This window comes from Pseudomonas sp. Leaf59 (assembly GCF_920984685.1).
GTDB lineage: Bacteria > Pseudomonadota > Gammaproteobacteria > Pseudomonadales > Pseudomonadaceae > Aquipseudomonas.
Map to the genome: position 1 here is coordinate 335,742 of NZ_CAKLBR010000001.1, position 25,400 is coordinate 361,141.

Consider the following 25,400-nt stretch of genomic DNA (forward strand, 5'->3'; position numbering starts at 1 on the left):
GCCCACAGATAATGCAGTTGTTTTCAAACGAAAACTCAGCGATGCCCTGAATAGCCCCGCATACAAACGGCCCTCATCATCTCAGCAGCCCACCACTGATTGTTGGCGCATCATGCGGCCGGGGATGCGGTTAGCTCTTTATTAAATAAATATTCATAAATGGCTGAAGGCCACAAATCACGGGGCTCCTGTGGCCTCCCTCATTAGCTTGCGAGCTAACTTTTGTCACGTTAACTATCAAGTTACCTGACTCAGCGCCGATTCACGGGCATTCCGAAAAATCAAAGGCACACCCGTAATGAGCGCAAAGTGGTTGGACAACTTGAAAGTCGGCAAGAAGCTCGGACTGGGCTTCGGCGCCATTTTGCTGGGCGTGCTGGCCGTCGCCGCAATCGGTTACTCCAGCACCAACCTGCTGATCGAGCGACTTGGCAAGAGTGGCAAGGTCTCCGAGATCAAGGCTGATGTCCTGAACGCCCGCATCGCCGCACAAGGCTACGCCACTGCACCGAGTGCTGCGGGCGTGCAAGCCTACAGCGGTGCGCTGGATACGCTGAGCCGCAGTGTCGATGAGGGCATTGGTCTGCTCGCCGCGCCGAGTAATCTGGCTAAGCTGCGCTCCATCAAGGAGCAAGTCGGCGGCCTGAAGCAGACGTTCGATCAATTGGTCAGCATCAATCATAAAGTCGATGATGCCTTGAAACCCTTGATCAAGGTCTCGGACGACGTCAGTGCCACTTTCGAAAACCTGCTGGAAAAGACCATTGACGACACAGTGCGTGCTCCGGATGAAACCGGCATAAAACAAGTCAAAATCGCTGGTGACTTGCGTAACGGAATGACCAACTTCCGGCTGGTGTTTCGCCGCTATCTGAGTGTCCCGTCAACCGATAACCGTCAAGCGACCTACAATTCGGCCGACGCGCTGATCGCGCAGGTATCGGCTGCTCGCAGCGAATTGCCAAACCAGGCGAACGCCGCTGTAGACACCGCGCTGAATGCGCTTAAACAGTACAAGGTGCTGATGTCGTCGATCTCGGAAATGCTTCAGCAGGCCGATCAGGTTCGCGGCAATCTGCAACAGCAATCCGTCGCAATAGCTGTTGTGGCCGATGATGTAGCAGCACAGCAAATTATCAGCGCCCAAAAAGAAAAGAACAGCGCTGTCGTTCAGTTGTTGAGTGTCGCGCTGGTGGTCTTGCTGATTGGTATCGTTGCTGCGCTCCTTATCACCCGCCAGATAACCTTTCCGTTGAACGATACGGTCATTGCCGCGCGCCGTATTGCTGATGGTGACCTGACCCGGGACACCAGCACGACCCGTCAGGACGAGCTGGGCTTGTTACAGAACACCATGCAGCACATGACCGTTTCCCTGCGCGGCCTGATCGGGGGCATCGGCAACGGTGTCACGCAGATCGCTACAGCGGCCGAGCAGTTGTCTGCTGTCAGCGCGCAGACAAGTACAGGCGTCACCCTGCAAAAAAACGAAGTTGACCAGGTCGCCACCGCCATGAATGAAATGGCCTCGGCCGTACAGGAAGTAGCGCGGAACACCGAAGACGCTTCGCGGGCCGCCAAACAGGCAAGCGAACGTTCTGCGCACGGCAGTAATGTGGTGCAACATGCAGCAAGCGAAATTGGCCAACTGGCCGATGAAGTGAAGCATCTGGGCGAAGCCATGCAGCGCCTAACCGAAGACAGCAGCAAGATCGGCAACGTCATCGACGTGATCAAGGCTGTCGCCGAGCAGACCAACCTGCTCGCGCTCAACGCCGCCATCGAGGCCGCACGCGCCGGTGAGCAAGGTCGTGGTTTTGCTGTAGTGGCCGATGAAGTGCGCTCGCTGGCCCAACGTACCCAGAACTCCACAAGTGAAATCGAACTGCTGATCAACACTCTACAACAGCGCACGAGCGCAGCATCAGGTCTGATGGACGCAAGCCTGCAACGTACCGAGGGCACCGTAGTTCTGGCTCGTCAGGCTGAACAGGCATTGATTGATATCAATCAGTCCATCGGCACGATTGAACAGATGAGCCAGCAGATTTCCGCCGCTGCCGAACAACAGAGCGCAGTGACCGATGAAATCAACCGAAGCGTGCTCAGCGTGCGTGACATTGCTGAGCAGTCTGCATCCGCAACCGAGCAGAGCGTCGCATCGACTGCAGAACTGGCGCGCCTGGGCAGTGATTTGCAGAGCTTGGTTGCGCGTTTCAAAATTTAGGTATCCAGAGTCAGACGCCTCGTGAAGCGCTCACCTGGCGATCTGCCGCTTCTGCGCGCGCATGAACATCCATCTGCCGGAACGCTTGCCCTTGCATCACTTAACACTGGCATACACCGTCGGGCCTTTTGAGCCACCTCCCTTCCAACTATTTATTGCGAGTCGTTAGGTGCTTGATTTTTTATCAGGCGGATCTCTGGGAACCCGTGCACCATCAGCGCCCGGGGCGCCGTCGGCACCTGGTGTCCCGCCAGGGCCAGCCGCACCACCCTTGCCGCCAGAGCCTCCCTTGCCGGGTTGAGACCCGCTGCCTCCAGCACCACCGGCTCCGCCCGCCCCGCCCTGGCCGCTGTTACTTCCTCCAGCGCCACCATTACCGCCCGATCCACCATTGCCCGCTAGTTGCAGTAGCGGTGGTGAACCGGTGATTACGTGAGTATTGAACTCTTGGGCAATAGGGACTTTGATTTGCGAAGCATAAACTGATGAGCACGCTGCGAACGCTACGCTTATAGCAATTACGCCGGTTACAATTTTCATTGTTGCTCTCCTATTAGACGGGCCAAAACACTGCCTGGATAAGTTAATGTCGCAACGCCACTCTTGGCATTATTGCAACAGGGGCTAGGTGGCCCGTATTTCAAGCTAGCGAAGAAATATTTTGTTGCAACGGTAAATACTGTCTATTCGCTGAACATAAATCTATTCGTGGGCTCGAAGCGCTGATCCTTAACAGAGTCGACTACGGTTACCACTGCGGACCTTTGGCAAGGCATTGATGAGCCATGCGCTTGGTGTATCTGGCACTTTCTCAGCGGTTGTATGTCAATCATGTATCAACGCCACGTTAGTACGTCATCATGCATTGCTGGAAAAAAATTTCGCTGACTGAGGACCTGGAACGGAGCCTGCCAGGTCACCAGGTAGATTGCATTCTGATCAATGGATGGACGGCTACCGTCTTCGTCAGGCAACCCGAGTACGGCTCAATGTTTTGCACGACCGGCATAGACCTGGCCAAGCTTGCAAACAGCGCGAGCGTTCATCAGCTTGCCGAAGAGCTTGTGTTTGAGATCGATATGTCCAAGGGAGGGAAAGCTGGATAGTTCTCCCTTTAAAGTCCTACCTGCCCCCCGAAATCCGCGTCCGACCGCCCTCCTTGGGGAGAGCTTTCTTCGACTGCTATTCGTCTGAAAAGGATGCGCCTGGCTGGTCTACACCCAATGAATGCGCGACCATACGCTAGCGAGTATTCAGCCCCCTGCATGCCGAAAAGAATCTAAAAGAACCAGCCCGACCAATTCCTAAATATATAAATTGCCAGAAAAACAATCCAAGAAATCGCCAGAAGCACAGTGGCTGCAACCCATCGAAGACCCATTACTAAATCCTATTTTTGACTCTTCTTCACTATAAATTCAGCGAGAGCAAGCAAGACGAAAAACAACTTCACGCGGGTACAGAGAGGCCTTAAACCCGCACTGTAAGGCCTTTATTTTCGGCGAGATAAGTCCAAACTAAATCATGCCACGGACAAATGTTCATAGAGGATAGTAGAGCCAACTAGCATCAACACCAACCCACCGATTATTTCAGCGCGCTTACCAACCATTGTTCCAAGTACACGACCCAACATCACGCCTGTGGTCACCATTACCGTGGTGGCAATGCCAATTGCCGACGCAGCAACCAGGATATTCACGTTGACGAAGGCAAGCCCGACTCCCACGGCTAACGCGTGTTGGCCAGGTACAGCGAGTCTTCCACGGCGGTGTTGCCACCACCGACCACGGCGACCGGCTTGTTGCGATAGAAGAAACCGTCGCAGGTCGCGCAGGCGGACACGCCTTTGCCCATGAACGTTTCTTCCGATGGCAGGCCCAGGTAGCGAGCGCCGGCGCCGATAGTGTCATTCTTCGTCCAAGTTCTGCACCAGAAAACCGCCAGTTCAAGCGGACTTCGGCTATCGCCTACAAGTCATTCATTTCAATTCAGCCTAACCAACATCACGTCCGTTCAGCCGAGCCAATGCGCTCATCAGCCAACGTTACCCATTAGCCAGGCCTGATCGTTCGGGTTCGCAACGTTGGTAATAATTACTACACAATAAGTGTACTAATATGCCCTCCCAGCGGACATTGGGCTTCGCAGGATGCGTCAGGTTGTGCAGTAGACGCGACTGCTTGCCCTGCAGAACCGAGCAACGCCCGCAAACACCGCCCAAGGCAAACGCGTTGGTACTCCTATTTTCTGAGGAAGGCTGTCGATGAGGACAAAATACAATTCCTGCAAGCCAGTTCGCTTGCAGGTAGGCGTCAAACATTGGGTGCCCTTTTGTGCGCTTGGTCTTGTCAGTGCGATGGCTCAGGCGGCAGATACTCCTGACGCCTCCGCCTCGACAGCAACCACCACCCTGGGCACCGTGTCAGTGATTGGCCAGGGAGAAACGCGCCAGGTTCAGCGTGTCGATGAAACAACCGTTAAACGTTACTCCGCCGGCACCAACCCGCTGAAAACCTTGCAGAGCATGTCTGGCGTTAACTTCCAGTCCGGTGATCCTCTTGGCCGTGAAGAGGGTAGCCAGCGCATCAGCTTGCGCGGGTTTGATATGCATCACTTGGGCTACACCCTGGATGGGGTAACGCTGGGGAATATGAGCTTCGGCAACTTCAACGGGCTGAGCATCACGCGCGCCGTAATCCCGGAAAACGTGGGTTCGACCGTTGTCGCCGCAGGCATTGGTTCGTTGGGAACCGCCTCCAACAGCGATCTGGGCGGTACCATCCAGTTGACGACTTCCGACCCGGATAAAGAGTTCGGTGGCCGGTTGTCGCAGACCATGGGCAGCTACGACACCAGCCGCACCTACATGCGTGTCGACACCGGGGAGTACAACGGCCTGTCGGCGTATGTCTCGGGTGAGAAATACGACGCCAACGCCTGGAAGGGCAATGACAACCCGCAGAAATCAGACGCGATCAACGCCAAGGTTCTGTATAAATTCGGCGACAACCGCATCAGCTTCTTCCACAGCAAGTCGGACCATGAAGAAGCCAACCTGATGTCGCTGTCCAAAAGCATGATCGACCGACTGGGCTACAACTACACCTATTACACGCCCGATTGGACCCGTGCGGTGAATGCCGCTAACGGTATCTTCAGTGGTGGCGTCAAAAGCGCCGCGGAGGGTGTCTACAACGCCAGCAGCTTGCGCTATGACGAACTGGATATCCTGAAGGGCAATTTCAGCCTCTCGGATAACCTGGTGCTGGATACCACCGTTTACCATCACCATAACTCTGGGTTTGGTAACTCGTATTATCCGTTCACCTACAATACCGGCACCTCAGTAATCCCCGCGAACGCATTGCGCAGTACCCAATACGGCATTGATCGAAACGGCTTTCAGACCTCCCTCACCGCGTTCCTGGGCCAGCATGAGGTCGAGGGTGGATTCTGGATCCAGTCCAACAAGAACAATGTCGGTCGCTATCTCTACGACACCACCGGACACGAGCCCCAGAACCATATCGTCACGACCAATGGTTATGGATTATCGGCCACCATATTCGATCAGTCTTACAACGACCTGACGCGTCAGTTCTACTTGCGCGATACGTACACGCTGCTGGACGACCGTTTAAAACTTGAATTCGGTGCGAAAAGCACGGTGACGACCACGACTGCTGAAGGAAAAGTCGGATACGCAAGCGGGTCACTGGAAGCCAGCGATCACTTCCTTCCTCAGTTTGGTGCGACCTACAAGCTTAATGACGAAGATGAGGTGTTCGCCTCTTATTCGCAGAATATGGCTGCCTTCCCTTCCGGGGCCTACAGCCCATTCAGCAATACTCAGGCAGCGGTCGACGCACTCAACGGCTTCAAAGGCCTCAAGCCGGAAACCTCCACGACGATTGAAGCCGGTGTTCGGCGCACGTCCAAGCACTACATTGCTTCGGCCACCGTCTATAACACCCAGTTCGACAATCGCCTGATCGCTATCGCCAACTGCACCGGGATCTTCATCTGCGCCAATGGCGTGGCCAACGTAGGCTCGGTGACCAGCCGAGGTGCTGAGTTCGCCTTTGCTTTGATGCCTGATGAACATTGGCGTTGGTCCAACTCGCTTTCGTATAACCACAGCACCTACGATGACAACTACACCAGCAATGCGCAGACGGTGAACGTCAAAGGCAAAACGGTCGTCGATACCCCCAGGATCATGTACTCAAGCGGCCTGGACTGGAACTGGAACCACTGGAGCGCGGGCCTGCAAGGTACTTACATGACCAAACGTTACTTTACCTACACCAATGACCAGAGCGTGCCCGGTTACTGGTTGGCCAACGCGAACATGGCGTATGACCTGGGTGCATTCGCGGGCCTGAAGGACACGTCCGTTGCATTGAACATGGTCAACTTGTTCGATAAACGCTACATCTCTACGCTGAATACCGATGGCAGTGCGGCCTCCGACCCGAATGGTGACCTGCAACTGTTGCAGGTGGGAACGCCGCGCAGCGCTTTCGTTACGCTCTCAACGCGTTTCTGATTCAGCAAGACGTTTGATGAAGCATGGGTTCACATAAATAACAGTGCAAAAAAGACCCCGTCGCCTTCAAGCGCCGGGGTCTTTTTTTGGTTGGTCAGTCCAGAATCACCACAGCCTTCACCGCCTGGAGCAATCAGCGGCCAAGCACCAGCGTATGCCTGGCTGGCTACAGGAAGAAACGCTCTTTCAGAGGGATCAATGCAGCACCAATGGCGGCGGCATCGCCGTTGCTTTCGGTGAGTAACAACTTGGGCCTGGGGGCGGGCGTTCCATAGCGCGGTGAGCCCCAGAAACTGACATTGTCGATCAGTCGACGCCCGAGTTCGGCAGGCACCTGCCCACCGAATACGATGGCCTGCGGATCGAACAATCCGGTGAGGGTATTGATCAAGCGATCCAGGCCCGGACGCACATGCTCGACCCACTCTTCGACACCCGGCCAGTTGGCGTCGAACCGATTGCGCAGGTCTTCGATGGAATCAATCTGGATATCCTGCTTGTGCAACGCATCGATCAAGTAGCGCAGCGCCGGGCGGCGCTCGACTTCATCGTGGGTGTACAGCATGATTTCACCAGCATTGCCATGGCTGCCGAAGTACGGCTTGCCGTCAATGACGATGCCGGTACCGAAGCCATAGTTGAACGACAGGTAAATGAAGTTGCTCGCCCAGGCGCCGACGCCGATGAGACTTTCACCGATGGCCCCGGTGGTGGCGTTGTTCTTCAACCAGACCGGCATATCGAGGGCCTGCTCCAGGAGCGGACGCAAGTCGATCAGCGACCAGTCCTGAAGGGGTTCCGGTGCGTTCACTCGCCCTTCGTCGACAAAGTAGCCGGCAATCGCCACCCCGACACCCAGCAGATGATCGCGGCTCAGCGCGTTGCGCTGGAGCATGCGATCAATGACTTTGCTCAGCGCATCCAGGGTCGAATTCAAGCTCAGCGGCGGGGTACGCAGCGTGACCTCTTCGAGGACATTGCACGCAAAATCGGCGATGCAGACGACCGCCGAATCAGTATTAATGGAGATGCCCAGTACATAAACCGCCTCGTTGGCGAGTTCCAGGCGCAAGCTGGGCTGACCGCGGCCGTTTTTGATGGCCTGACCCGTGCGGATGAAGCCCCGGCTGATCAGGTCTTCGATGATCCGGTGCACGGATTGCTGTGCGAGATCCATTTCCGCCGACACGGCGGCTCGGGTGATTCCTCCACTGCGCCGCAAGATATCGAGAATTTTGCGCTCGTTCAGACTGGGGTGGTAATCGCGCTTCAGGCGTTGTTCTGCGTCCATGAGTCAACTATGCAATAAGTAGATTTTCCGGTAGCAGAGCAGTCTAAAGCCTCTTCTGGCCGATGGGGTTGAATTCATAAAATTTTAACGTTACACCCTCGGGACGAACGCGGAGGCGCTATTGCCTAGGGGGCGAGCCAGGGCAGGCACCCTCACAGTGCATTTTGCGGCGTTGACGCTTTTATCCACAACACTGCCAATCAGCACACACCGATCGAGCGGCAGTTCGAGCGATTGCGCCGCCGCCTCATATAAGGTCATTTCCGGCTTGCCGATAATGCGCGGGTTCCAGTCTTCAGGGGCCATGCACGCTTGCAGCGTAGACAGAAAGGCACCGATATCCAGGACTCGATTGCCATACCTGGTCGAATGAAGTGTCTCGGCGCTCGCCGCCACCAAACGGGCACCTTCGAGGAGTGAATCCAGCGCCGTATTGAGCTTGGTATAGGTGATGCGTACGTCGCTCAGCAAGATAACGAGGTCGGCATCCTTGCGAACCAGCTGCAAACCAATCGAGCGCGCGTAGCTTTTCATCCGATTGGAGCCCACGACCAGCACATCACCCACTTCCATCGCCAAGGCATCATGCAGAGAATGGGTGCCTGCCAGGATGATGCGGTGAGTCGGCAGCCTGACCCCCTCTGCCGCCAGTACGGCGGCAATTTCATGAGGGAACAGCGTCGAGTTGTTGGACACGAGCGAAACGCTGGACGCTACAGTTTGAAGGAATCTGATGACCGCAGCCTTGGGCTTTCCGTTGTTCGCCAAGCATCGGTCCCAGTCCAGGACAATGCCTTCGCAGGGAGACGCGCACTCTGCCGGATGCGGTGGGGCAGCCCAACGGTTTTCAGCGTGTTGGTACAAAGCCGCTTCGATCGTCTTGGCAAACGATCTGATGGTGGGGATAGCGTTCATGGCGTGTTTATTCTAATAGCTATGTCAGACAGGCTGACAAGACAGGGTGAGCTAGATCACAGAGCTCTTGGGTGCCCGCAACGATAGTGAGTCCGGCTGGCACGGCCAGGCCCTGGGTAGAAATCGCCAGGCCCGCTTCGCTGCACAGCAAACGGCCGGCAGCGACATCCCACAGGCTGGTGTAGCGCTCCACGTAGCCGCTTGTGCAACCCAGCGCCGCGAACCCCAGGCCGATGGTCGCGCATCGGTAACCCGCCACGCCCCAGCCGGCCTGGCGGAACTGCAACTCCAGCGCGCCGATGTGTTCTGGACGCCAGTGCAGGTTTTCGCCGATCGCCGCCACTTTCAGCCCCGCCCACTGAGCAAGTCTCGTAGCATGTATGCCGTTCTTTCTCAGCCCGTAACCTTTGCCGGCGCTCAGCGTGTAACCCAAAGCGGGATAGGCCACTACGCCCACCAGCGACTCGTCGCCCTCCACATAGGCAATGGAAATGCCCCACAAAGGCGAGCCGCTGACGAAGTTGGCGGTGCCATCAATCGGGTCGATCACCCAGCCGCGCCCCGGCAGGTCACCGCCCATTTCTTCGCCCAGGATCGCTTCGCCAGGAAATTCGAGTGCGAGTTGGGCGCGCAGATACTGCTCCACTTCCAGGTCGGCCGCTGAGACCAGATCTTGCGGACGCTTGACGGTGACCGCCAGCGAAGAGAGGTTCTGGAAGTGGCCCAGCGCAATCTTCGCAGCCCTGGCAGCCAGGCGTTCAGTCTCGTGCAACCGATGCTCCAGCTCCATCACATACCCGCCTGACGGGCGTTGATATCGAGCAAGTTGGGGTAATCGGTGATCACTGACTGCGCGCCCCGGCTTAACAGATAGCGTGCGCGATGTGGGTCATTGACCGTCGCCACTGCAAACTCGACCGCGCTGTCGCGCAGGCGGCTCAGATGGCATTCATTCAGAAAGGGGTCGACCACATGCAGAATCTGGCAGTCATATTCCGCCAGCAGCTTGGCCGGATCGGCCGGTGCGACCAGGCTGGCCAGGCACAGCGGAACCTCTTCCCACAGCGCTCGCGCCTTGCCGAGCGCACGGGTCGAAAAGCTCGAGACGAACAGCTTGTGATGGTCTCGCGGCCACTTCTGACGCAGTAAAGGGATGGCCGCTTCGGCGGTCTCCAGGTCATCACCGGTGGTCGGCTTGAGCTCGACCTGCAGGCCCAGTCCCAGACGAATGACGGTGTCGACCACTTCTTCAAAGGTGGGCACGGCAACGCCCGCGTAGGTGCTGGAGAACCATCGGCCAGCATCCAGCGATCGAATATGTTCGAGTGTGTTGAGGACCACCGCGCCCTGCCCGGAGGTGGTGCGATCCAGGGTGTCGTCATGGATCACCAGCAGGGCGCCATCACGGGTGAGCTTGACATCGATCTCGACCCACTGCGCGCCCATCCGCGCCGCGAGTTCGATGGCCTCCAGCGTATTTTCCGGTGCGAAGGCACTCGCGCCACGATGCGCAATCAAATTGCTTTGAACGACGCGTGATTTAGCTTTCATAGCGAAACGTTATCCTGAACTAGGGATGAAGAGATGCGTTGCCCAGAGGCCCCATCGAACAGCAAGGCCTCGTCGGCTGGGAACCACAGGTTGAGGGTCGAGCCGACGGAGCACGGCTGCGAGTCGGATTGACTGACCAGTACCGGCTGCCCCGCAACCCGGCAATGAATGACACGATGACTACCCAACTCCTCGACGGCGTGAACGGTGGCACTCACGCCGGGGCTGGCGACTTTCAGGTTCTCGGCACGAATGCCCAGGAACAACGGGCCAGACGTCGCCATGGCGGCCTGTACCTTCAACGGCAGCACTTGGCCGTCGCCCAGGGTCAACACGCCTTCAGGGCTGCCTATCACCTCAATAAGGTTCATCGGCGTCGAGCCAAAAAAACGCGCAACAACGATAGAGTGCGGACGTTTGTAGAGCGCATGGGGCGTGTCGATCTGTTCGACACGGCCCTTATTGAGCACAACGACCCGATCAGCCAGGGTCATTGCTTCGGTCTGGTCATGCGTCACGTAGAGCACGGTGGCGCCGGTGTCCTGATGGATGCGCCGCAACTCTGTGCGCATCTCCTGGCGAAGGCCGCTGTCGAGGTTGCACAGCGGCTCATCGAAGAGCAGCACCGGAGGCTTGCGCACCAGCGCTCGACCAATGGCTACGCGCTGACGCTGGCCACCGGACAACTGCCCGGGCTTTCTTCCCAGCAAGGCGTGCAGCCCCAGTGTGCTGGCGATCGCCTGGACCCGCGCTGAGCGCTCTTCCCGGCCGATCCCGGCGAGTTTGAGCCCATAGCCGATGTTGTCTTCGACGGTCATGTGCGGATACAGCGCGTAGTTTTGAAAGACCATGGCGCAATGGCGCTCGCTGGGCGGGCGCCGTGTAACGTCGACACCGCCGATATGGATGCTGCCCGCATCGGGGCTGTCCAGGCCAGCGACCAGACGCAACAATGTTGACTTGCCGCACCCCGATGGGCCGAGGATGACGCTGAACTCCCCGGCGGGAAATTCCACGTCCAGCGCATCGATGATGGCCGGGCCGTGCTTGGTGTAACGCCTGGACAGCCCACTGACACGAATGTTTGGCGCTGCGTTGTCGCATGTGGACCGAGTCATTTACCTACCCCTACAAGCCCCTTCACGAACCAGCGCTGCATCACAGCGATGACCACAATGGGTGGAATCAGACTGAGCAAAGTGGCGGCCATCAGCAGCGACCACTGCGGAAGTTGAGTGGCATCAGCGGGCGCAAAGTTGGCGGCCCCCAGTACCAGCGTGCGCATGTTGGTGCGATTGGTGGCCACCAAGGGCCACAGGTAGTCCTTCCACGCCGAAATGAACACCAGGGTGCCCAATGCGGCGAAATTGGTTTTCGACAGCGGCAGCAGAATGTCGACGAAAAATCGCCAGGGGCTGGCGCCATCCATGCGTGCGGCCTCTACCAGATCGGACGGCAGCGTCTGATAGAACTGCCGGAACAAAAAGGTGCCTGTCGCCGACGCGATCAGTGGCAGAGCGAGCCCGGGATAGGTGTCCAGCACGTTGATATGCGGCACAGGGATCGCCCCTATGCCCAGCAGGTCGAGCAGCGAGCGCAGTGGCCCCAGGAGGTCGCCCGCCACTGCGTAGGTCGGGATGATCCTGATCTCCAGCGGTAACAGCAGTGTGCCGAGGACCGCGACAAAGATCAGCGATTTGAACGGCGTCCGGAAATACACCACTGCAAATGCGGTCAGTGCCGAGAGCGCCAATTTGCCGATCACCACCAGGCCCGTCACGATCAGGCTGTTGCCCATCAACGTGACCACATCGAGCTTGTGCAGGACCTCGCCAACGTTGACGAACAGTTGGTTGCCTGGCAGCCAAGGCATTCCGTGGGCAAGAATCTGTTCGTTGCTGACCGACGCTGCGCAAAGCGCCAGATACAACGGACCGAGCGCAAACAGCGCGCCCAGAAGCAGAAGGACGTAGGCCAGCGCCGTCGAGAGCGGGTGACGTTCAACCATGGTGTTCTCTCCGGCGATTGCGCCAAGACAGGTATCGATACTGAGTGACACTGAGCACGACGACCACCACCAGCATGAGCACCGACAGGGTCGACGAACCGGCCAGATCGATGCCGACAAAACCATCCTGATAGATCTTGAACGCCAGGATTTCAGTGGCATTGCCTGGCCCGCCGTGCGTCAGCCGGTCGACCAGGCCAAAGCTGTTGGACAGGCTGTCCAGCAACCCGACCACGAACACGAAAAACAGATAGGGCGCGACCATCGGCAATTGGATGTCACGCAACCGCTGCCATGGCGTCGCGCCATCGAGTGCCGCCGCCGCCAGGCAATCCTCTGGCACTGACTGCAGGCTCGCGACGATCATTACGATGTTGAAGGGCAACTGGCACCAGGCGTAGGCAAACACCAATAGCGTCATCGCCTGCCATCCTTTGGCAGACGGCGCCCAGGCTTCGGGGACCAGGTGATTGATCCACGCCAGCGGGCCGAAGATCGGATTGGCCAGCACTTGGAAGATAATTCCAAGGGTCGCCCCCGAGACCGCATAAGGCCAGATCAGCACATTGCCGAAAATCTTGTACCCGCGAACTTTCAGTTGCAGGCAGGCCGCCAGCGCCAGCGCCAGGCTCAATGCAAGCAGCGTGCTGCACAGGCTGAAGACCAGGGTTGTGCCCAGCGATGAGAGTACGCTTGGGTCGTGAAGGACCCTGACGTAGTTGGCGAGCCCCGCAAAGATTTCGCTGCCGCCAAACGGCTGCACGTAATGAAACGACCACCAGAACGCCTGCACGGTCGGCCAATAGAAGAACAGCAGAACCGCCAGCAATTGGGGCAATGCGAGGAACAAGGGCAAGAAGCGCTGGGAGAACTGCGCGTTGTGGCTCATGGATTGACGCCTTTATCCGTCTCGCGGGGGCCGTAGGTGTTCTCGAACACCCGCAGCAATGAGTCACCCTTCCCCGCCGCCTGGTGCAACGCAACGTCCATGGGTTTCTGCCCGGCGAGTGCGCTCCATACCGCCTGTTGCCAGGCGAGCCGCAGCAAGGTGGTAAACCCCGGACGTACCTCAAACGCCGTTGTTCGGTCACCTTGTGTCATAGCGTTAAGACCCACCACGGTCGCACTGTTGGCAGGTAATTGCGCCAGGTACGCCGTGGCCGCGCCCTGCGTCACGGGCAAATAACCGGTTGCGCCGCTAAACAACGTTTGTATCGACACATCACGCAGAAACATCAAAAACTCGGCGACTGTCTGGTATTGCGCATCGCTCTGCCCGCGCAACACCCACAACGCCGCACCGCCCGGGAGCGAAGCCGCACGTTGCTGACCGGCGAACACCGGTAAAAGGTTGGCTTTCACGTCACTGGGATTAACGCTGTAGATCAGCTTGGACGCGCCGGTCGAACCCAGCAGCAGCGCGCAGTCCCCGGCGGTGAACGCCAACTCCTGACCGCCGCTTCGGGTGGCGGCCTGATCGATCAGCAAGCCTTCAGCCACCCACCGCTCGACCTCTTCCATAAGGCGCAGGTGCAGGCCTTGGTCGAATGCCCAGTGCGTTGCGTCCTTACTCAGCAATGGCGCGCCCATGACCGCGCTGCTTTGTTCGAGCCAGACCCAGGGGCCTAAATCCGTCACTGCGGGGCATTTGCTGCCATGCGCCTTGAGGGCAACCAAGGCCGTGCCAAAGGCTTCCCAAGTCTCTGGGGCTTGAGTTATCCCGGCTGCCGCGAGCTGATCGGCGTGGCTGTAGAGCACTGCAGTGGACGTTGCAAATGGCTGTGCCCAGACGTTGCCGTCGGCATTGCTGTAGTAGGCGGCGACGGAGGGTAACAACGGGTCCTCAGACACCTTGTGCTGTGATTGCAGGAACCCATCCAGGCCCAGAACTGCTCCGCTATTGAGCATTTCCGGCGTGGCGACATCATAGATTTCAACCAGTGCCGGGGCCTTGCCCGAGCGGTAGGCGGCCACGGTCTTTTGCAGGTTCTGCTCATAGGAGCCCTGAGCAATGCAACGCATCGGCAGCGACTGCCGGTGAGTGGTGTTGAAGCGCTCGCAAATGTCCTGGATCGCCGCCCCGGCCGCGCCCGAGTGGCCATACCAGAATTCGACATCAGCATCGGCGGCGTAGGCCTGGCCGGCACCCGCCACCCAAACGATGGCCGCCGATAAAAGTGATCTGAAACGCATTGTTTATACCGCTGAAGTGAGTACTGGTTGCGTCAGTAAGGTGTGCGGCTCATGCAGCTTTCGCCTTACTGACTTTGCGTAATCACCGACAGCCGAGTGATCTCTGCCTTCTGCACGAGCGCCAGCACCTGAGCAACGCGGCCGTACCCCGTCAGGGTGTCGGCACGTAACGTCAGCGAAACCTCGGGGTCCCTGGTTTTGAGGGCAACCAACGCTTGCTCCAACTCATCAAGCGGCTCTGCTTTGTCATCGATGAACACGCCGCCCGCCGCGTCGATACTGATCGCCACCGGCTTGCTATCGTCCAGCGCCTGCGTGGCGACGGTCTGGGGCAGATTCAGCGGGATCGCATTGTTCAACAATGGCGCCGTTACGATGAATACAACGAGCAGTACCAGCATCACATCGACCAAGGGCGTGATGTTGATATCGCTGATGGTGCTCTCGTCATTGCTCGTGGTGAAGGCCATCTCAGGCTGCTCCGCTCAGTTGGCGCTGGGTCTCGGTGACGTGCCCGTCGCCGAGCTCAAAGCCATGACGTTGCGCGCGGTTCATGAGGTTAAGGGCGAAGCTCTCGAGATCGGCAATCATCAATTTCAAGCGACGACCGAGGAAGTTGTAGGCCAATACCGCAGGCACGGCGACCGCAATACCGATGCCAGTGGCGATGAGCGCGTCGCCGATCGGGCCCGCGACGACAGCGATGCTGGCTGACTTGGCGGTGCTGATCGCTTGCAGCGCATGGATGATCCCAAACACGGTGCCGAACAAGCCGATAAAGGGTGCAGTGCTGCCAATCGAGGCCAGCACGATCATTCCGTGTTCCATCAAATGGCGTTCGCCGTGAATCTGCTTCTGCAGGGAGCGTTCGAGCACTTCCTGACGGCTCCAGCCGTCGACCGGGCAAGGCCCTTCGCGGCCTTTGCTGAGCGCCAGGTGCGTGGCGTTGGCCAAACGCGCCAGTTGCCCCTGGTGCTCTTCTGCGGTCACGGAGGTCTTGAAGCTGGCGGTCGACCAGAAGAGTTCGGCGTACCGTTGGTTCTGGCGGCGCAGTTTTACCAGTTGAATCCATTTGGCAATCAGCACAGCCCAGGTGGCCAGCGAGAACAGCACCAAAATGCCCATGGATGCCTGGTGAATCAGAGTTGAATAATCGTTCATGGCAAAACCTCAACGAGATAGTTTGAACTCAAGCGGCACGGTGACCCAGCCATCAATGGCGGTATCGCCCCGTTTAGCGGGAATGAAAGTCCACTGGCGAACGGCGGCCAATGCCGCCTCGTCCAGCGCAGGAGAACCGCTACTGGACGCGATCTCCACGGTGTCGGGTCGCCCATTGGGCATAACGTGCACGCGTAATTGGGCGGTACCTTCCTGGTGTCTGCGCGCCGCCGCCGGCGGATACGCAGGTGCCGGGTTATTCAGGTAGCCCGCTCGCCCCACCGGGCCGGTGACCGGCAACGACGCGGTGGGTTTGGGCGCGGGCGTTGCAGTGGCACTGGGCGTGACAGCTTTTGCGGGCGCATCACGTGACGGCGCAGGGGCGGCGACTTGCCTGGGCTCGACAGGTTTGGGCGTTGCCTTGGCAACAGGCTTGGGCGTCGGACGCGGCTTCGCTACAGGCGGTGGTTCCACTGGAGGTGGCGGCGGGACAGGCGTCGGCTCTGGCTTAGGCGCCTGCACGGGTGCTGGAGGCGGCGGCGCAACCATCTGCATCGCAATGGCGAGGGGCTTGGTGGGCACCTCCAGTGGTTTGGACGGTCGATCGGTTTGCAACCAGACCAGCAGCGCGATGTGAGCGCCTACGGCCACCCCCACCCCAATCACATACACCTGCCATCTGACGGCGGGGCGGTTGGCGTCGGGTATCGGCAGCGCAGCAAATACCGCTGGCGACAACATTGCACCCGTGGCAGGCCTTCCCCGAAGCAACGGCGGGCGGCGCGATAAAAAATGCGAAAGCATGGCAATACCCATCTGTGAACAACGTGCGTAGCCGTTATTGGAGGCGGAGAACATATTACTACGCTTAATGTGTATTAATTATGACGTAGCGGCCGCTCCAGGTCTTCGCGACCATCGGACAGGCGCAGGCGACCGTCATCCAGCACCGTGAGCGGCATCGGATCGGTGATTTCGCCGATGAATGAACCGGTTTCATCATGGTTACGAAAAGCCATTAGACAAAGGCTGCCCCGGCCATCGACCAGCAGCTTCCCTGCGTACAGGCTGCAATGCGCGTCACCCTGCAGAAAATCCTCTTCCGGCAGGTGCCAGGGGCCCAGCGGATGCTCGGCCATCAGGTAATGGATGCCGCCCTGCTTGCCTTTCATATGGCGTTCGGCGTGGACCGGGTCAATGTGGGTATGCGCAACGCAAAACACGCAATACCAACGTCCCTGGTATTCCATAGGCTGGGGCACCTCCATGTGCCCATAGCGTTTGGAGCGGAAGATCGGCGGACCTTGCTCCCAATGCCGAAGGTCCGGTGAGTGCGCGTGCCCGATGACTCCACGAGCATTGCGCTCGCCCTGTGGCTCACGCGCGGTGAAAAACATGTGCCAGCCATCGCCCTTCGGATCGGGGAATACCCACGGATCACGGAAGGCCTGCTCATACCAAATGTTTAGATCCAGTGACTCGTAGTAGCGCAGATCGGCCTGTAAAAGCGGCGTTTTGGTGGGGCGGCGCCACACGATCAAGTCATCGGAACAAGCGACGCCGATACGCTGTACGCAACCGTCTTCGGCCTTGCTGGTGCCGGTATAGAACATCATCCAGTGCCCCGCTTGAGCGCGAACCACGCAGCCCGTCCAGGTGGTGTAATCGTCCCAACTGGGCGTGGCGGCTGGCCAAAGCGCGTCGGGGAGGATCTCCCAGTTTCTCAGATCCGCAGACCGCGCATGTCCGATCCGCACATTCCAGTGGCGCAGGTTGGGATCGTCCAGGCTGCGAGGGGCAGATAAATAGAACAGATGTGTGTGGTCACCGTCCTGGACGAACCAGAAGTCCCACACCCAATGCTCAGCCAAAAATAACGCCATCAATCACTCCAAAAAAATTACTACTCTTTATGAGTTATATTCTGGCGCAGTATTGTTTCGTTTTTGTTGCGGTGCGTTGGTCATTCGGCTTCCGCTTGAGATCACAAGCGCCACACTGGCAAATACGCAGACTCCTTAACGGTTGAGATGAGCTTTGCAGCACGCATAGCCACAAACCAGAGGCCTAGTGGTGGTCAGCGCGTGAAAAGCTATGAGCGCTGTCGATGCTACGGTCATGGGAGAGTAGTGAGCAGTGGCATCGTGAAATGCAGATATCGGCCAATAGCGGCTATGCGCCTATGCCGGTATACAAGGGGGAGTTGCGGTACGCGCGCTACATCGACTCCTGGCTCGGCCTGCAGGGGGCTGAAAGACGCGCGATCTTTCGTGCCAGCGGAAATGGTGGAACAATCTCGCACGGATCTTTAGAGCACCTTCAGTACACTTCCACCTATCCATATCCAATGGAGTTCACGACTCCCACGCTCCGAGCGCCCACGCATGAAGCCATTCAATCGCCGACGCTTCCTCACTACGACGTTGCAGGCCATGGTCCTCGCGCCGCTTTTGCGTGTTCGCCCCGCGCTTGCCGACGACACCTTTCGGCCCTTACGCGCAGTCGCTGCGCAACACGGGCTCTCGTTCGGCTTCGCGGTAGATCCCGCCCTGCTCGATACCAACCCGTCGTATCGGGACGTCGTGGCCCGGCAAGCGGGCATCGTGGTGCCGGAAAACGCGTTGAAATGGGCCCAGGTCCATCCCGCCCCGGACCGCTACACCTTCGCCCCCGTGGACCTTATCCTCGCGTTTGCGCAGGCGAACCATCAGCGCATGCGCGGCCACACACTGTGCTGGCACCGCGCCCTGCCCGACTGGGTCACCCGCACGGTGACACCCGCCAACGCGAAGGAGGTACTGACGCAACACATTGCCGCGGTGGTCGGCCGCTACCGTGGCAGGATTGCCTCCTGGGATGTCGTCAACGAGGCCATTCAAGTTGACGACGGGCAGGCAGGCGGGCTGCGCGACGCCTTTTGGTACCGGATGCTCGGTCCCGACTATATCGACTTGGCCTACGGAGCCGCGCACCGTGCCGATCCGGACGCCGCGCTCTGCTACAACGAATACGGACTGGAAAGCGACTCCCCCGCTGGCACGCGCAAGCGCGCCGCCGTGCTTGCCCTCCTGCGAACCCTGAAGCAGCGCGGCGTGCCGGTGCATGCGCTGGGCATTCAGTCCCATTTGCGCGCCGCGGACCCGCATGGCTTCGGCCCCGGGCTCGCCGCGTTCCTGCGGCAAGTGCATGACTTTGGCCTCAGCATCTACATCACCGAACTCGACGTCGACGACAGCCACGTGACGGGCGACGCGAATCAACGCGACGCCATCGTGGCCGGCACCTACAAGCGATACTTGGACCTCGTGCTCGGCACGGGCACGGTATCCGCCGTTTTGACCTGGGGTGTATGGGATACCGCGCACCGCACCGGTGCTACCCCTTCGATGGGACCACTGGCGCAGCGACCGCTGGTGTTCGGTCCGCAGGGCGTGATCAAACCCGCCAGCTGGGTCGTCGAGCATAGCCTGGCATGGCGGGCGAGCTAGGCCTCAGCCCCAATTTTGAAGGACGTGCCCACGCGGCGGGCGAGTGAGATTGCCGATCTGTGCGATACGTCCACCTGCCTTTGTTGCAGCAATCGATTGATTGATGCCGTCACCGCCTGCCACATCCAGCAGGAGATCCACTCCCTTCAAACGGATCACGTTGTCCATCGAAAAGCCCAGCAGCAAGTGGGCACTGGGCTTTTCGCGTTTTCAGACGGCAGCAGCGATGGCCTTGCCCAGCGATTCGGTGTTGCCGGTGCCACCGATGTCGGCGGTCAGGGGCGCGTGCTCCGGGCCCATCGCAAGCACGGTTTCGATCGCTGTCAGCACGGCGGCGCCGGCTTCGGGATGGCCCAGGTGCTCGAGCATCATCGCACCGCACCAGATCTGCCCGATCGGGTTGGCGATGCCCTTTCCGGCGATGTCGGGCGCCGAACCGTGCACCGGTTCGAACAGGCTCGGGAAGTTGCGTTCCGGGTTGATGTTGGCCGAGGGCGCGATGCCGATGGTGCCGGTGCAGGCCGGGCCCAGGTCGGAAAGAATGTCGCCGAACAGGTTGCTGGCCACCACCACGTCGAACCAGTCCGGGTGCAGGACAAAGTTCGCCGTAAGAATATCGATGTGGTACTTGTCGACGTTAACGTCCGGATATTTCTTGCCCATTTCCACGACGCGCTCATCCCAGTAGGGCATGGTGATCGCGATGCCATTGGATTTGGTGGCCGAGGTCAGGTGCTTCTTCGGACGGCTTTGCGCCAGGTCGTAGGCGAACTTGAGGATACGGTCGACGCCGACGCGGGTCATCACGGTTTCCTGCAGCACGATTTCGCGAGCGGTCCCGGGGAACATCTTGCCGCCGACGCTGGAGTACTCGCCTTCGGTGTTCTCGCGCACCACCCAGAAATCGATGTCGCCGGGCTTGCGGTTCGCCAGTGGCGCCTTCACGCCGGGCATCAGACGGCAGGGGCGCAGATTGACGTACTGGTCGAATTCACGCCGGAACTGCAGCAGCGAATCCCACAGGGAAATATGGTCAGGCACCACGTCCGGCCAGCCCACGGCACCGAAGTAGATCGCATCGTAGCCCTTGAGGGTGTCGAACCAGTCGTCAGGCATCATCTTGCCGTGCGCCAGGTAGTAATCGGCGCTGGCAAAGTCGAACCAGTCCCATTGCAACTCGAGGTTGAAGCGGGCAGCCACCGCGTCAAGCACACGCACGCCTTCGGGCATCACTTCCTTGCCAATGCCGTCGCCGGGGATCACCGCAATTTTGTACTGGGTTTTGCTCATGGATTCGACTCCTGGGTTGATTGGGGCATGGATCTCAGTGTATGCAGTGTCCTGGGATTAATAATTAGCCTTGCTGGAAAGCCATTCTTAGTTTTCAGGAAAGAATCCATGAGCATGATCGATGACCTGAGTTTCTTTCAGCAGGTGGCTACGCGCGCCAGCCTGACGGAAGTGGCACGCCATCTGGGGCTGTCGCTGCCTGCCGTGAGCAAACGGCTCAGCCACCTGGAGGCCAGGCTTGGCGTGCAGTTGCTGCAGCGCACCACGCGTCGATTGTCGCTGACCCCCGAAGGCGTGCTGTACCTGGAGGGAGGTCGGCCGATTCTGCGCCAGCTCGAGGAACTGGAGAGCGCGCTCAGCAGCCGCCAGCCCACGTTGCACGGCCGGTTGCGGATCAATGGCACGCTGGGTTTCGGCCGGCAGCACCTCGCCCCCGTGGTCTCGAGCTTCGCCCGGCTGCACCCGGAACTCGAGATTTCTCTCGAGCTGACCAGCCAGCCACTGAGCATCCTGGACGATCAATTCGATATCGGCGTGTGCATGGGCGAGCCGCCGGACTCACGGTTGATCGGCATCCGTCTGCTGGAGAATCCACGCATTCTCTGCGCGTCTGCGGGATATCTAGAAGCGATGCCGGCACTGACGCACGTGGCGGATCTGGCGCGGCATAACTGCATTGTTTTGCGCCAGTTCGGCAGCGACTATGCGATCTGGCGCTTCAGCAAGGATGGCCAGGATTACTCGCACAAGGTCAGCGGGACGCTGTCGAGCAATGATGGCGAGGTCGCGTTGAGTCTGGCGCTGGACGGCCATGGATTGATTCTGCGGTCGCGCTGGAATGTTCAGCAATATCTTGAAAGTGGTCGCCTGCAGGCGGTACTGACCGATCACCAGGCGCCGAAGGCTGATATTTTTGCGGTGTATCAGCATCGGCAGCATATCCCCCAGCGCATCTCGGTCTTCGCCCGCTACCTTGCGCAGGCGCTGGCGGAGCGTTTGCCGTTCGCCGCCCTCAAGTGAACAATGACGGGTGCGGCGTGTTGGTCGGCCAGGCCACTGCGCTAAGCAGGTGCAGCGAAAAAACCCAGCACTGCTTCGAGCAGCACGTCAGGCACTTCTTCGGCGATGTAATGGCCGCAAGGTAGCGCCTTGCCGCGAACATCCAGGGCGACTTTGCGCCACTCTTCCAGCGCGTCGAAACAGCGCCCCACTGTGCCCTCCTCGCCCCAGAGTACCAGCAGCGGCAGCGTCAGATGATTGCCCGCCAGGATATCGGCGCGGTCGTGCTCCAGATCGATACCGGCCGAAGCGCGGTAATCCTCACAAATGCCCCGCGCACTGCCCGGACGTTGCAGGCAGCGCAGGTACTCGCCAAACGCCTCGTCGGTGAAAGGCTTGAGGCCGGCGCTACGGGAGCCCATCACACTGCGCAGATAGAGCTCGGGGTCGGCTTCGATAAGCCCCTCCGGCAATGGCGCAGGCCGAATGAGGAAGAACCAGTGCCAGTAGGCGCGGGCGAAGGCTTCGTTCGTTTGCGCGTACATCGACAGGGTTGGCGCAATGTCCAGCAGCACCATCTGCTGCACCGCGTGCGGATGGTCGAGGACCAGGCGATGGGCCACGCGCGCACCGCGGTCATGGGCCAGCACCCTGAACTGCGCAAAGCCCAACGACTTCATCAACTCGACAGCATCGAGCGCCATTTCACGCTTGGAATAACCTGCATGCCCGGCGTCGGCTGGCGGCCTGTCGCTGTCGCCATAGCCGCGTAGATCAGCGGCGACTACGGTAAAAACGCCCGCCAGCTGCGCAGCCACCTTGTGCCAGATCACGTGGGTCTGCGGATGGCCGTGCAACAGCAGCAGCGCGGGGCCACTGCCGCCAATGCGGTAACTGATGTTCACGCCGTTTACCTGGCGTTGTGCTTTCTGGAATCCGGCAAACATGATTCGACTCCGTAAAGGTGAAGGCTAACTACATAGCCGCAGAATAACCCGGATTACGATGACAGTTCAGGCACCAGACGACACCGGTAACAAGCAGTGCAATCGCCGCTGTTTCATAGGAGTCAGGCAACCGCTGCTCCCATAGAAACCCAAAAACCAGCGCCGCCAATGTCTCAATCACGAGCACTTGTCCGCTGAGTGCCAGCGGTAGAAGTCGGCTCGCCTGGTTCCAGCATGCGCCACCCACCACTGAAGACAAGATGGCTACGCCTCCTGCCACCAGCAAAAAATGCAGCCATTGGGCGCTGCCATGGGTTGCGGCCTGCAAGCCCAGAACAGGTGCCGCCAAAAGCAGCGACTGAGCCCCCGTCATCACCCCTGTCAGCAGTGCCCAGTCATGCGAGGAGACGCTGGCGACCTGAACCAGCCGCCGAGCGTTGCTTACGGCATACCAACTCCACGTCACCAGAGCACCCACCGCGCATGAAATCCCGGCGATGGTTGCCAGCGTATCCGGCCTGTCGCCATTGATCAGTGCATGCCAACTGATGAGCATGACGCCACCCACCGCGCAGCACAGCGAAGGGACGAGCTTGCGCAGGGAAACGGCGTCGGCGTCATGACGACCTGCCAGGGTGACGATTACCGGGATGAGTCCGACAATCAGCGACGTTGTGGCAATGCCAACCAGCTGCACGCCGGTGCCCACCAGCGTGTAGTAGATGAGGTTCCCTATCAGGCTGAGCCAGAACAGTGATTTCCAGTCAGCCATGCTCAGATGGGCGCATACGCGCCGCCAGCGCGGTATCAGCAAAACCGCCGAGACCGCGCCATAACAAAGAAATCTCAGCACTGCGAATTCCAGGCCGCTTAGCCCCGGGGTCAGCTGGGGGCCAAGGAAAATCACGCCCCAGCACAACCCTGCGCACACGCCGTAAACAATGCCCTTGAGCAGTGACCGATCAGCAAACATTTCACCCGTACTCCATAGCCTGATGGATGAAGTCTGATGCAGCTGATTCGGCAAATATTGTCGGTAACTGTGCAGTCTTTTACCCAGGCTGTTTCTGCGCTTTGCGATAAGCAGCCGGCGTTATGGCGCTGATACGCTGCATGGTCCGGGTCAGTGATGCCTGATCGGAAAAACCTGCCCGCAAGGCAATCTCGGCTATGGGTAACGAGGTTGCGCGCAGCCAGCGTTGAGCTTCCTGCAGGCGTAATTCAGTCAACCACGCTTGAGGGGTCATCTCGAACAATTGGCGAAACCGCTGGTGCAGTTTGCTCAGGCTCATATTGGCGACTCGAGCCATGCTTTCGTTGCTCCAGTTCGCGCCAGGGTTGGCCTGAAGACGGACGATCAATTGCTTCATGGGGTCTGCAACGCGGGGAGCATCAGCGCCCAGGGACGAAAGAAGCAAAGGGCCCAGCTGTGAGGCAGCGAGGGACAGTTGCGCGTTTCCTATCAGCTCGGCGAACTCCATCAGCCGACGAGTCGCGGCAGGAATAGGCACATAGATGCTCCGAGCCAGACGCTCGATCTGCAGCGTTTCCAGCGTCGTCGGCGCGCAGTCCAGAACCAGAAAGCGGTTATCGGCGTGCGTATGCTGCGAGTGCACCGCGCCGGGTGTCACAAGTGCTGCCAGTGACTGATCGATGTAGCCACCGCGCCCCCCTACGTCGATTTCCATTCGGCCACGAATCGGCAGTACCAATTGAGCATGCTCGTGATGGTGGTGAGGGGCTTCCCGCTCGTAGCTGCGAACTTCAAGATTCAGAAACATTTGACGCTATCGCCCTTATCGAAAGTTCTTTCATGCACCAACGGTCGGCGTTTACCTGACCCATTTATTGCTTCGCAACTAGGTGCTCAACTGTTCCTGGAGCCACGCCAGTAGCGCTTGCACTTCAATCCGTTCATCCCCGCCATTTTCTTTATAAACAGAAATGGCATGGGGCAGAGGCACATATTCTGCACAAGGTCGCACCAAAGCGCCCTCCTCAATAAGCTTTTCGGCAGTTCGACGCCATCCCAATGCGATGCCATGTCCCGCGACTGCCGCCTGAAGCATCAGCGGGTAGCTATCGAACACCGTACCAGGCACATGATTCGCGATCGTCTTTCCAAACACCTGCAACCACTCTTCCCAGACCATAAAGTCCGGGGACGTAGAGCGATAGTGTAAAAGATGGTGCAGACAAAGCGCTTCAGGGCCAATCAACGTGCCTGTGGCAAGGTAGCGCGGACTGCACACGGGGAAGACTTCGTCAGCAGCCGTAAACGCCAGAGCATGCAAGCCGCTGGCGCGCCCGGTGCTTTGCAAGGCAACATCGAAGCGGTCGTTGAATTCGGCAATAGGCCGTGTTGAGGTCACTACTTGAACCTCGATTCCCGCCTGTTGATCCTGGAACGTGGAGAGGCGTGGCATCAGCCAGTAAAAGGCTTCACATAACTGGCAGAGTAAAACGACACGATTTTTGCGCTGTGATTCTCGAAGCGTAACAGCATGGTCGCTGATCTTTCCCAGTGCCGCGCTCACCACGCTTCCCAACTGCCGCCCCTCCTCCGTCAAAAAGACCGCCCGATTACGCCGGACAAAGAGCTTCACGCCGAGATCTTCTTCAAGACCGCGGATTTGCCGGCTGACGGCGGCTTGGGTGATGTGCAACTCATCAGCGGCCCTCGAGAAGCTTTCCAGCCGGGCAGCCGCTTCAAAAGGCAGCAAACTGGTCAGCGCAGGCAATGTCTTCCTGAGGTTATTCATAATCAGTCGTTATGCA

Annotated in this window: 21 protein-coding genes and 4 pseudogenes; 5 read left to right on the forward strand and 20 right to left on the reverse strand. The window is 58.9% G+C overall.

What is annotated here, in order from left to right:
- Positions 1–298: 298 nt before the first annotated feature.
- Both LUB09_RS23980 and LUB09_RS23985 read left to right on the forward strand, forming a co-directional pair.
- A pseudogene (locus LUB09_RS23980) lies at positions 299–1,321 on the forward strand (methyl-accepting chemotaxis protein); the annotation flags it as partial.
- 201 nt (positions 1,322–1,522) lie between these two features.
- Complete coding sequence (locus LUB09_RS23985) at positions 1,523–2,227, forward strand: methyl-accepting chemotaxis protein (protein ID WP_416195178.1); 705 nt, start codon at positions 1,523–1,525, stop codon at positions 2,225–2,227.
- A 1,522-nt stretch (positions 2,228–3,749) separates the two neighbouring features.
- Here the strand turns inward: LUB09_RS23985 and LUB09_RS01315 are convergent.
- Both LUB09_RS01315 and LUB09_RS01320 read right to left on the reverse strand, forming a co-directional pair.
- Positions 3,750–3,965: pseudogene (locus LUB09_RS01315) on the reverse strand (manganese efflux pump); the annotation flags it as partial.
- 2 nt (positions 3,966–3,967) lie between these two features.
- Positions 3,968–4,129 (reverse strand): annotated as a pseudogene (locus tag LUB09_RS01320) (NAD(P)/FAD-dependent oxidoreductase); the annotation flags it as partial.
- A 364-nt stretch (positions 4,130–4,493) separates the two neighbouring features.
- On the opposite strand from LUB09_RS01320, the gene LUB09_RS01325 reads away from it, so the two are divergent.
- A complete protein-coding gene (locus LUB09_RS01325; protein WP_442964084.1) occupies positions 4,494–6,779 on the forward strand; it encodes a TonB-dependent receptor domain-containing protein in 2,286 nt (761 codons plus the stop codon).
- A 166-nt stretch (positions 6,780–6,945) separates the two neighbouring features.
- Here LUB09_RS01325 and LUB09_RS01330 read toward each other — a convergent pair whose 3' ends face one another.
- The 12 genes from LUB09_RS01330 to LUB09_RS01385 all read right to left on the reverse strand — a co-directional run bounded on the left by LUB09_RS01330 (position 6,946) and on the right by LUB09_RS01385 (position 17,781).
- Positions 6,946–8,070, reverse strand: coding sequence for an ROK family transcriptional regulator (locus tag LUB09_RS01330; RefSeq protein ID WP_209982212.1), 1,125 nt, complete (start codon positions 8,068–8,070; stop codon positions 6,946–6,948).
- A gap of 90 nt (positions 8,071–8,160) precedes the next feature.
- Complete coding sequence (locus LUB09_RS01335; protein WP_231421351.1) at positions 8,161–8,985, reverse strand: hypothetical protein; 825 nt, start codon at positions 8,983–8,985, stop codon at positions 8,161–8,163.
- 19 nt (positions 8,986–9,004) lie between these two features.
- Positions 9,005–9,757, reverse strand: a complete 753-nt coding sequence (locus LUB09_RS01340) for an inositol monophosphatase family protein (RefSeq protein WP_231421352.1) — start codon at positions 9,755–9,757, stop codon at positions 9,005–9,007.
- A 17-nt stretch (positions 9,758–9,774) separates the two neighbouring features.
- Complete coding sequence (locus tag LUB09_RS01345) at positions 9,775–10,536, reverse strand: glycerophosphodiester phosphodiesterase family protein (RefSeq protein WP_231421353.1); 762 nt, start codon at positions 10,534–10,536, stop codon at positions 9,775–9,777.
- Positions 10,533–11,654, reverse strand: a complete 1,122-nt coding sequence (locus LUB09_RS01350; RefSeq protein ID WP_231421354.1) for an ABC transporter ATP-binding protein — start codon at positions 11,652–11,654, stop codon at positions 10,533–10,535. Before LUB09_RS01350 ends, LUB09_RS01345 begins: the two co-directional genes overlap by 4 nt.
- Positions 11,651–12,544 carry an ABC transporter permease subunit gene (locus tag LUB09_RS01355; RefSeq protein ID WP_231421355.1) on the reverse strand — a complete coding sequence of 298 codons (894 nt, stop codon included), beginning with the start codon at positions 12,542–12,544 and terminating at the stop codon, positions 11,651–11,653. Before LUB09_RS01355 ends, LUB09_RS01350 begins: the two co-directional genes overlap by 4 nt.
- On the reverse strand, positions 12,537–13,433 hold the full coding sequence (locus LUB09_RS01360; RefSeq protein ID WP_057006920.1) for a carbohydrate ABC transporter permease: 897 nt from the start codon (positions 13,431–13,433) through the stop codon (positions 12,537–12,539). The genes LUB09_RS01355 and LUB09_RS01360 overlap by 8 nt, the downstream gene beginning before the upstream one ends.
- Positions 13,430–14,737 carry an extracellular solute-binding protein gene (locus LUB09_RS01365; protein WP_231421356.1) on the reverse strand — a complete coding sequence of 436 codons (1,308 nt, stop codon included), beginning with the start codon at positions 14,735–14,737 and terminating at the stop codon, positions 13,430–13,432. The genes LUB09_RS01360 and LUB09_RS01365 overlap by 4 nt, the downstream gene beginning before the upstream one ends.
- 65 nt (positions 14,738–14,802) lie before the next feature.
- Positions 14,803–15,207: an ExbD/TolR family protein gene (locus LUB09_RS01370; RefSeq protein WP_209982226.1), complete on the reverse strand. Its 405-nt coding sequence runs from the start codon at positions 15,205–15,207 to the stop codon at positions 14,803–14,805.
- A 1-nt stretch (position 15,208) separates the two neighbouring features.
- Positions 15,209–15,898, reverse strand: a complete 690-nt coding sequence (locus LUB09_RS01375) for a MotA/TolQ/ExbB proton channel family protein (RefSeq protein WP_231421357.1) — start codon at positions 15,896–15,898, stop codon at positions 15,209–15,211.
- 9 nt (positions 15,899–15,907) lie between these two features.
- A complete protein-coding gene (locus LUB09_RS01380; protein ID WP_442964087.1) occupies positions 15,908–16,702 on the reverse strand; it encodes a TonB family protein in 795 nt (264 codons plus the stop codon).
- A 74-nt stretch (positions 16,703–16,776) separates the two neighbouring features.
- Complete coding sequence (locus LUB09_RS01385; RefSeq protein ID WP_231421359.1) at positions 16,777–17,781, reverse strand: glycoside hydrolase family 68 protein; 1,005 nt, start codon at positions 17,779–17,781, stop codon at positions 16,777–16,779.
- 501 nt (positions 17,782–18,282) lie between these two features.
- Between LUB09_RS01385 and LUB09_RS01390 the strand changes: the two genes are divergently transcribed.
- The gene (locus LUB09_RS01390) at positions 18,283–19,386 is read left to right on the forward strand and encodes an endo-1,4-beta-xylanase (RefSeq protein WP_231421360.1); all 1,104 of its coding nucleotides are present in this window, start codon (positions 18,283–18,285) and stop codon (positions 19,384–19,386) included.
- 42 nt (positions 19,387–19,428) lie between these two features.
- Here LUB09_RS01390 and LUB09_RS01395 read toward each other — a convergent pair.
- Positions 19,429–19,533, reverse strand: a pseudogene (locus LUB09_RS01395) (NAD(P)-dependent alcohol dehydrogenase); the annotation flags it as partial.
- A gap of 63 nt (positions 19,534–19,596) precedes the next feature.
- Positions 19,597–20,676, reverse strand: a complete 1,080-nt coding sequence (locus tag LUB09_RS01400) for a tartrate dehydrogenase (RefSeq protein WP_231421361.1) — start codon at positions 20,674–20,676, stop codon at positions 19,597–19,599.
- A gap of 108 nt (positions 20,677–20,784) precedes the next feature.
- Here LUB09_RS01400 and LUB09_RS01405 point away from each other — a divergent pair, with 108 nt between their 5' ends.
- Positions 20,785–21,696, forward strand: coding sequence for a LysR substrate-binding domain-containing protein (locus LUB09_RS01405; protein WP_231421362.1), 912 nt, complete (start codon positions 20,785–20,787; stop codon positions 21,694–21,696).
- Positions 21,697–21,737: 41 nt separating this feature from the next.
- Here the strand turns inward: LUB09_RS01405 and LUB09_RS01410 are convergent, their stop codons facing one another.
- The 4 genes from LUB09_RS01410 to LUB09_RS01425 form a co-directional block, all read right to left on the reverse strand.
- Positions 21,738–22,622, reverse strand: coding sequence for an alpha/beta fold hydrolase (locus LUB09_RS01410; protein ID WP_231421363.1), 885 nt, complete (start codon positions 22,620–22,622; stop codon positions 21,738–21,740).
- A gap of 28 nt (positions 22,623–22,650) precedes the next feature.
- Complete coding sequence (locus LUB09_RS01415) at positions 22,651–23,595, reverse strand: DMT family transporter (protein WP_231421364.1); 945 nt, start codon at positions 23,593–23,595, stop codon at positions 22,651–22,653.
- 79 nt (positions 23,596–23,674) lie between these two features.
- The gene (locus LUB09_RS01420; RefSeq protein ID WP_231421365.1) at positions 23,675–24,403 is read right to left on the reverse strand and encodes a helix-turn-helix transcriptional regulator; all 729 of its coding nucleotides are present in this window, start codon (positions 24,401–24,403) and stop codon (positions 23,675–23,677) included.
- 78 nt (positions 24,404–24,481) lie between these two features.
- Positions 24,482–25,384 (reverse strand): LysR substrate-binding domain-containing protein, encoded by a 903-nt coding sequence (locus LUB09_RS01425; RefSeq protein ID WP_231421366.1) that lies wholly within the window; start codon positions 25,382–25,384, stop codon positions 24,482–24,484.
- Between the last annotated feature and the right edge of the window lie 16 nt (positions 25,385–25,400).

Coding starts and splice junctions, on each gene's coding strand:
- LUB09_RS01385 (WP_231421359.1), bottom strand. CDS start 17,781: ATGGCGTTATTTTTGGCTGAGCATTGGGTGTGGGACTTCTGGTTCGTC.
- LUB09_RS01335 (WP_231421351.1), bottom strand. CDS start 8,985: ATGAACGCTATCCCCACCATCAGATCGTTTGCCAAGACGATCGAAGCG.
- LUB09_RS01415 (WP_231421364.1), bottom strand. CDS start 23,595: ATGTTTGCTGATCGGTCACTGCTCAAGGGCATTGTTTACGGCGTGTGC.
- LUB09_RS01420 (WP_231421365.1), bottom strand. CDS start 24,403: ATGTTTCTGAATCTTGAAGTTCGCAGCTACGAGCGGGAAGCCCCTCAC.
- LUB09_RS01350 (WP_231421354.1), bottom strand. CDS start 11,654: ATGACTCGGTCCACATGCGACAACGCAGCGCCAAACATTCGTGTCAGT.
- LUB09_RS01325 (WP_442964084.1), top strand. CDS start 4,494: ATGAGGACAAAATACAATTCCTGCAAGCCAGTTCGCTTGCAGGTAGGC.
- LUB09_RS01405 (WP_231421362.1), top strand. CDS start 20,785: ATGAGCATGATCGATGACCTGAGTTTCTTTCAGCAGGTGGCTACGCGC.
- LUB09_RS01380 (WP_442964087.1), bottom strand. CDS start 16,702: ATGCTTTCGCATTTTTTATCGCGCCGCCCGCCGTTGCTTCGGGGAAGG.
- LUB09_RS23985 (WP_416195178.1), top strand. CDS start 1,523: ATGGCCTCGGCCGTACAGGAAGTAGCGCGGAACACCGAAGACGCTTCG.
- LUB09_RS01365 (WP_231421356.1), bottom strand. CDS start 14,737: ATGCGTTTCAGATCACTTTTATCGGCGGCCATCGTTTGGGTGGCGGGT.
- LUB09_RS01400 (WP_231421361.1), bottom strand. CDS start 20,676: ATGAGCAAAACCCAGTACAAAATTGCGGTGATCCCCGGCGACGGCATT.
- LUB09_RS01355 (WP_231421355.1), bottom strand. CDS start 12,544: ATGGTTGAACGTCACCCGCTCTCGACGGCGCTGGCCTACGTCCTTCTG.
- LUB09_RS01425 (WP_231421366.1), bottom strand. CDS start 25,384: ATGAATAACCTCAGGAAGACATTGCCTGCGCTGACCAGTTTGCTGCCT.
- LUB09_RS01390 (WP_231421360.1), top strand. CDS start 18,283: ATGAAGCCATTCAATCGCCGACGCTTCCTCACTACGACGTTGCAGGCC.
- LUB09_RS01375 (WP_231421357.1), bottom strand. CDS start 15,898: ATGAACGATTATTCAACTCTGATTCACCAGGCATCCATGGGCATTTTG.
- LUB09_RS01410 (WP_231421363.1), bottom strand. CDS start 22,622: ATGTTTGCCGGATTCCAGAAAGCACAACGCCAGGTAAACGGCGTGAAC.
- LUB09_RS01345 (WP_231421353.1), bottom strand. CDS start 10,536: ATGAAAGCTAAATCACGCGTCGTTCAAAGCAATTTGATTGCGCATCGT.
- LUB09_RS01370 (WP_209982226.1), bottom strand. CDS start 15,207: ATGGCCTTCACCACGAGCAATGACGAGAGCACCATCAGCGATATCAAC.
- LUB09_RS01330 (WP_209982212.1), bottom strand. CDS start 8,070: ATGGACGCAGAACAACGCCTGAAGCGCGATTACCACCCCAGTCTGAAC.
- LUB09_RS01360 (WP_057006920.1), bottom strand. CDS start 13,433: ATGAGCCACAACGCGCAGTTCTCCCAGCGCTTCTTGCCCTTGTTCCTC.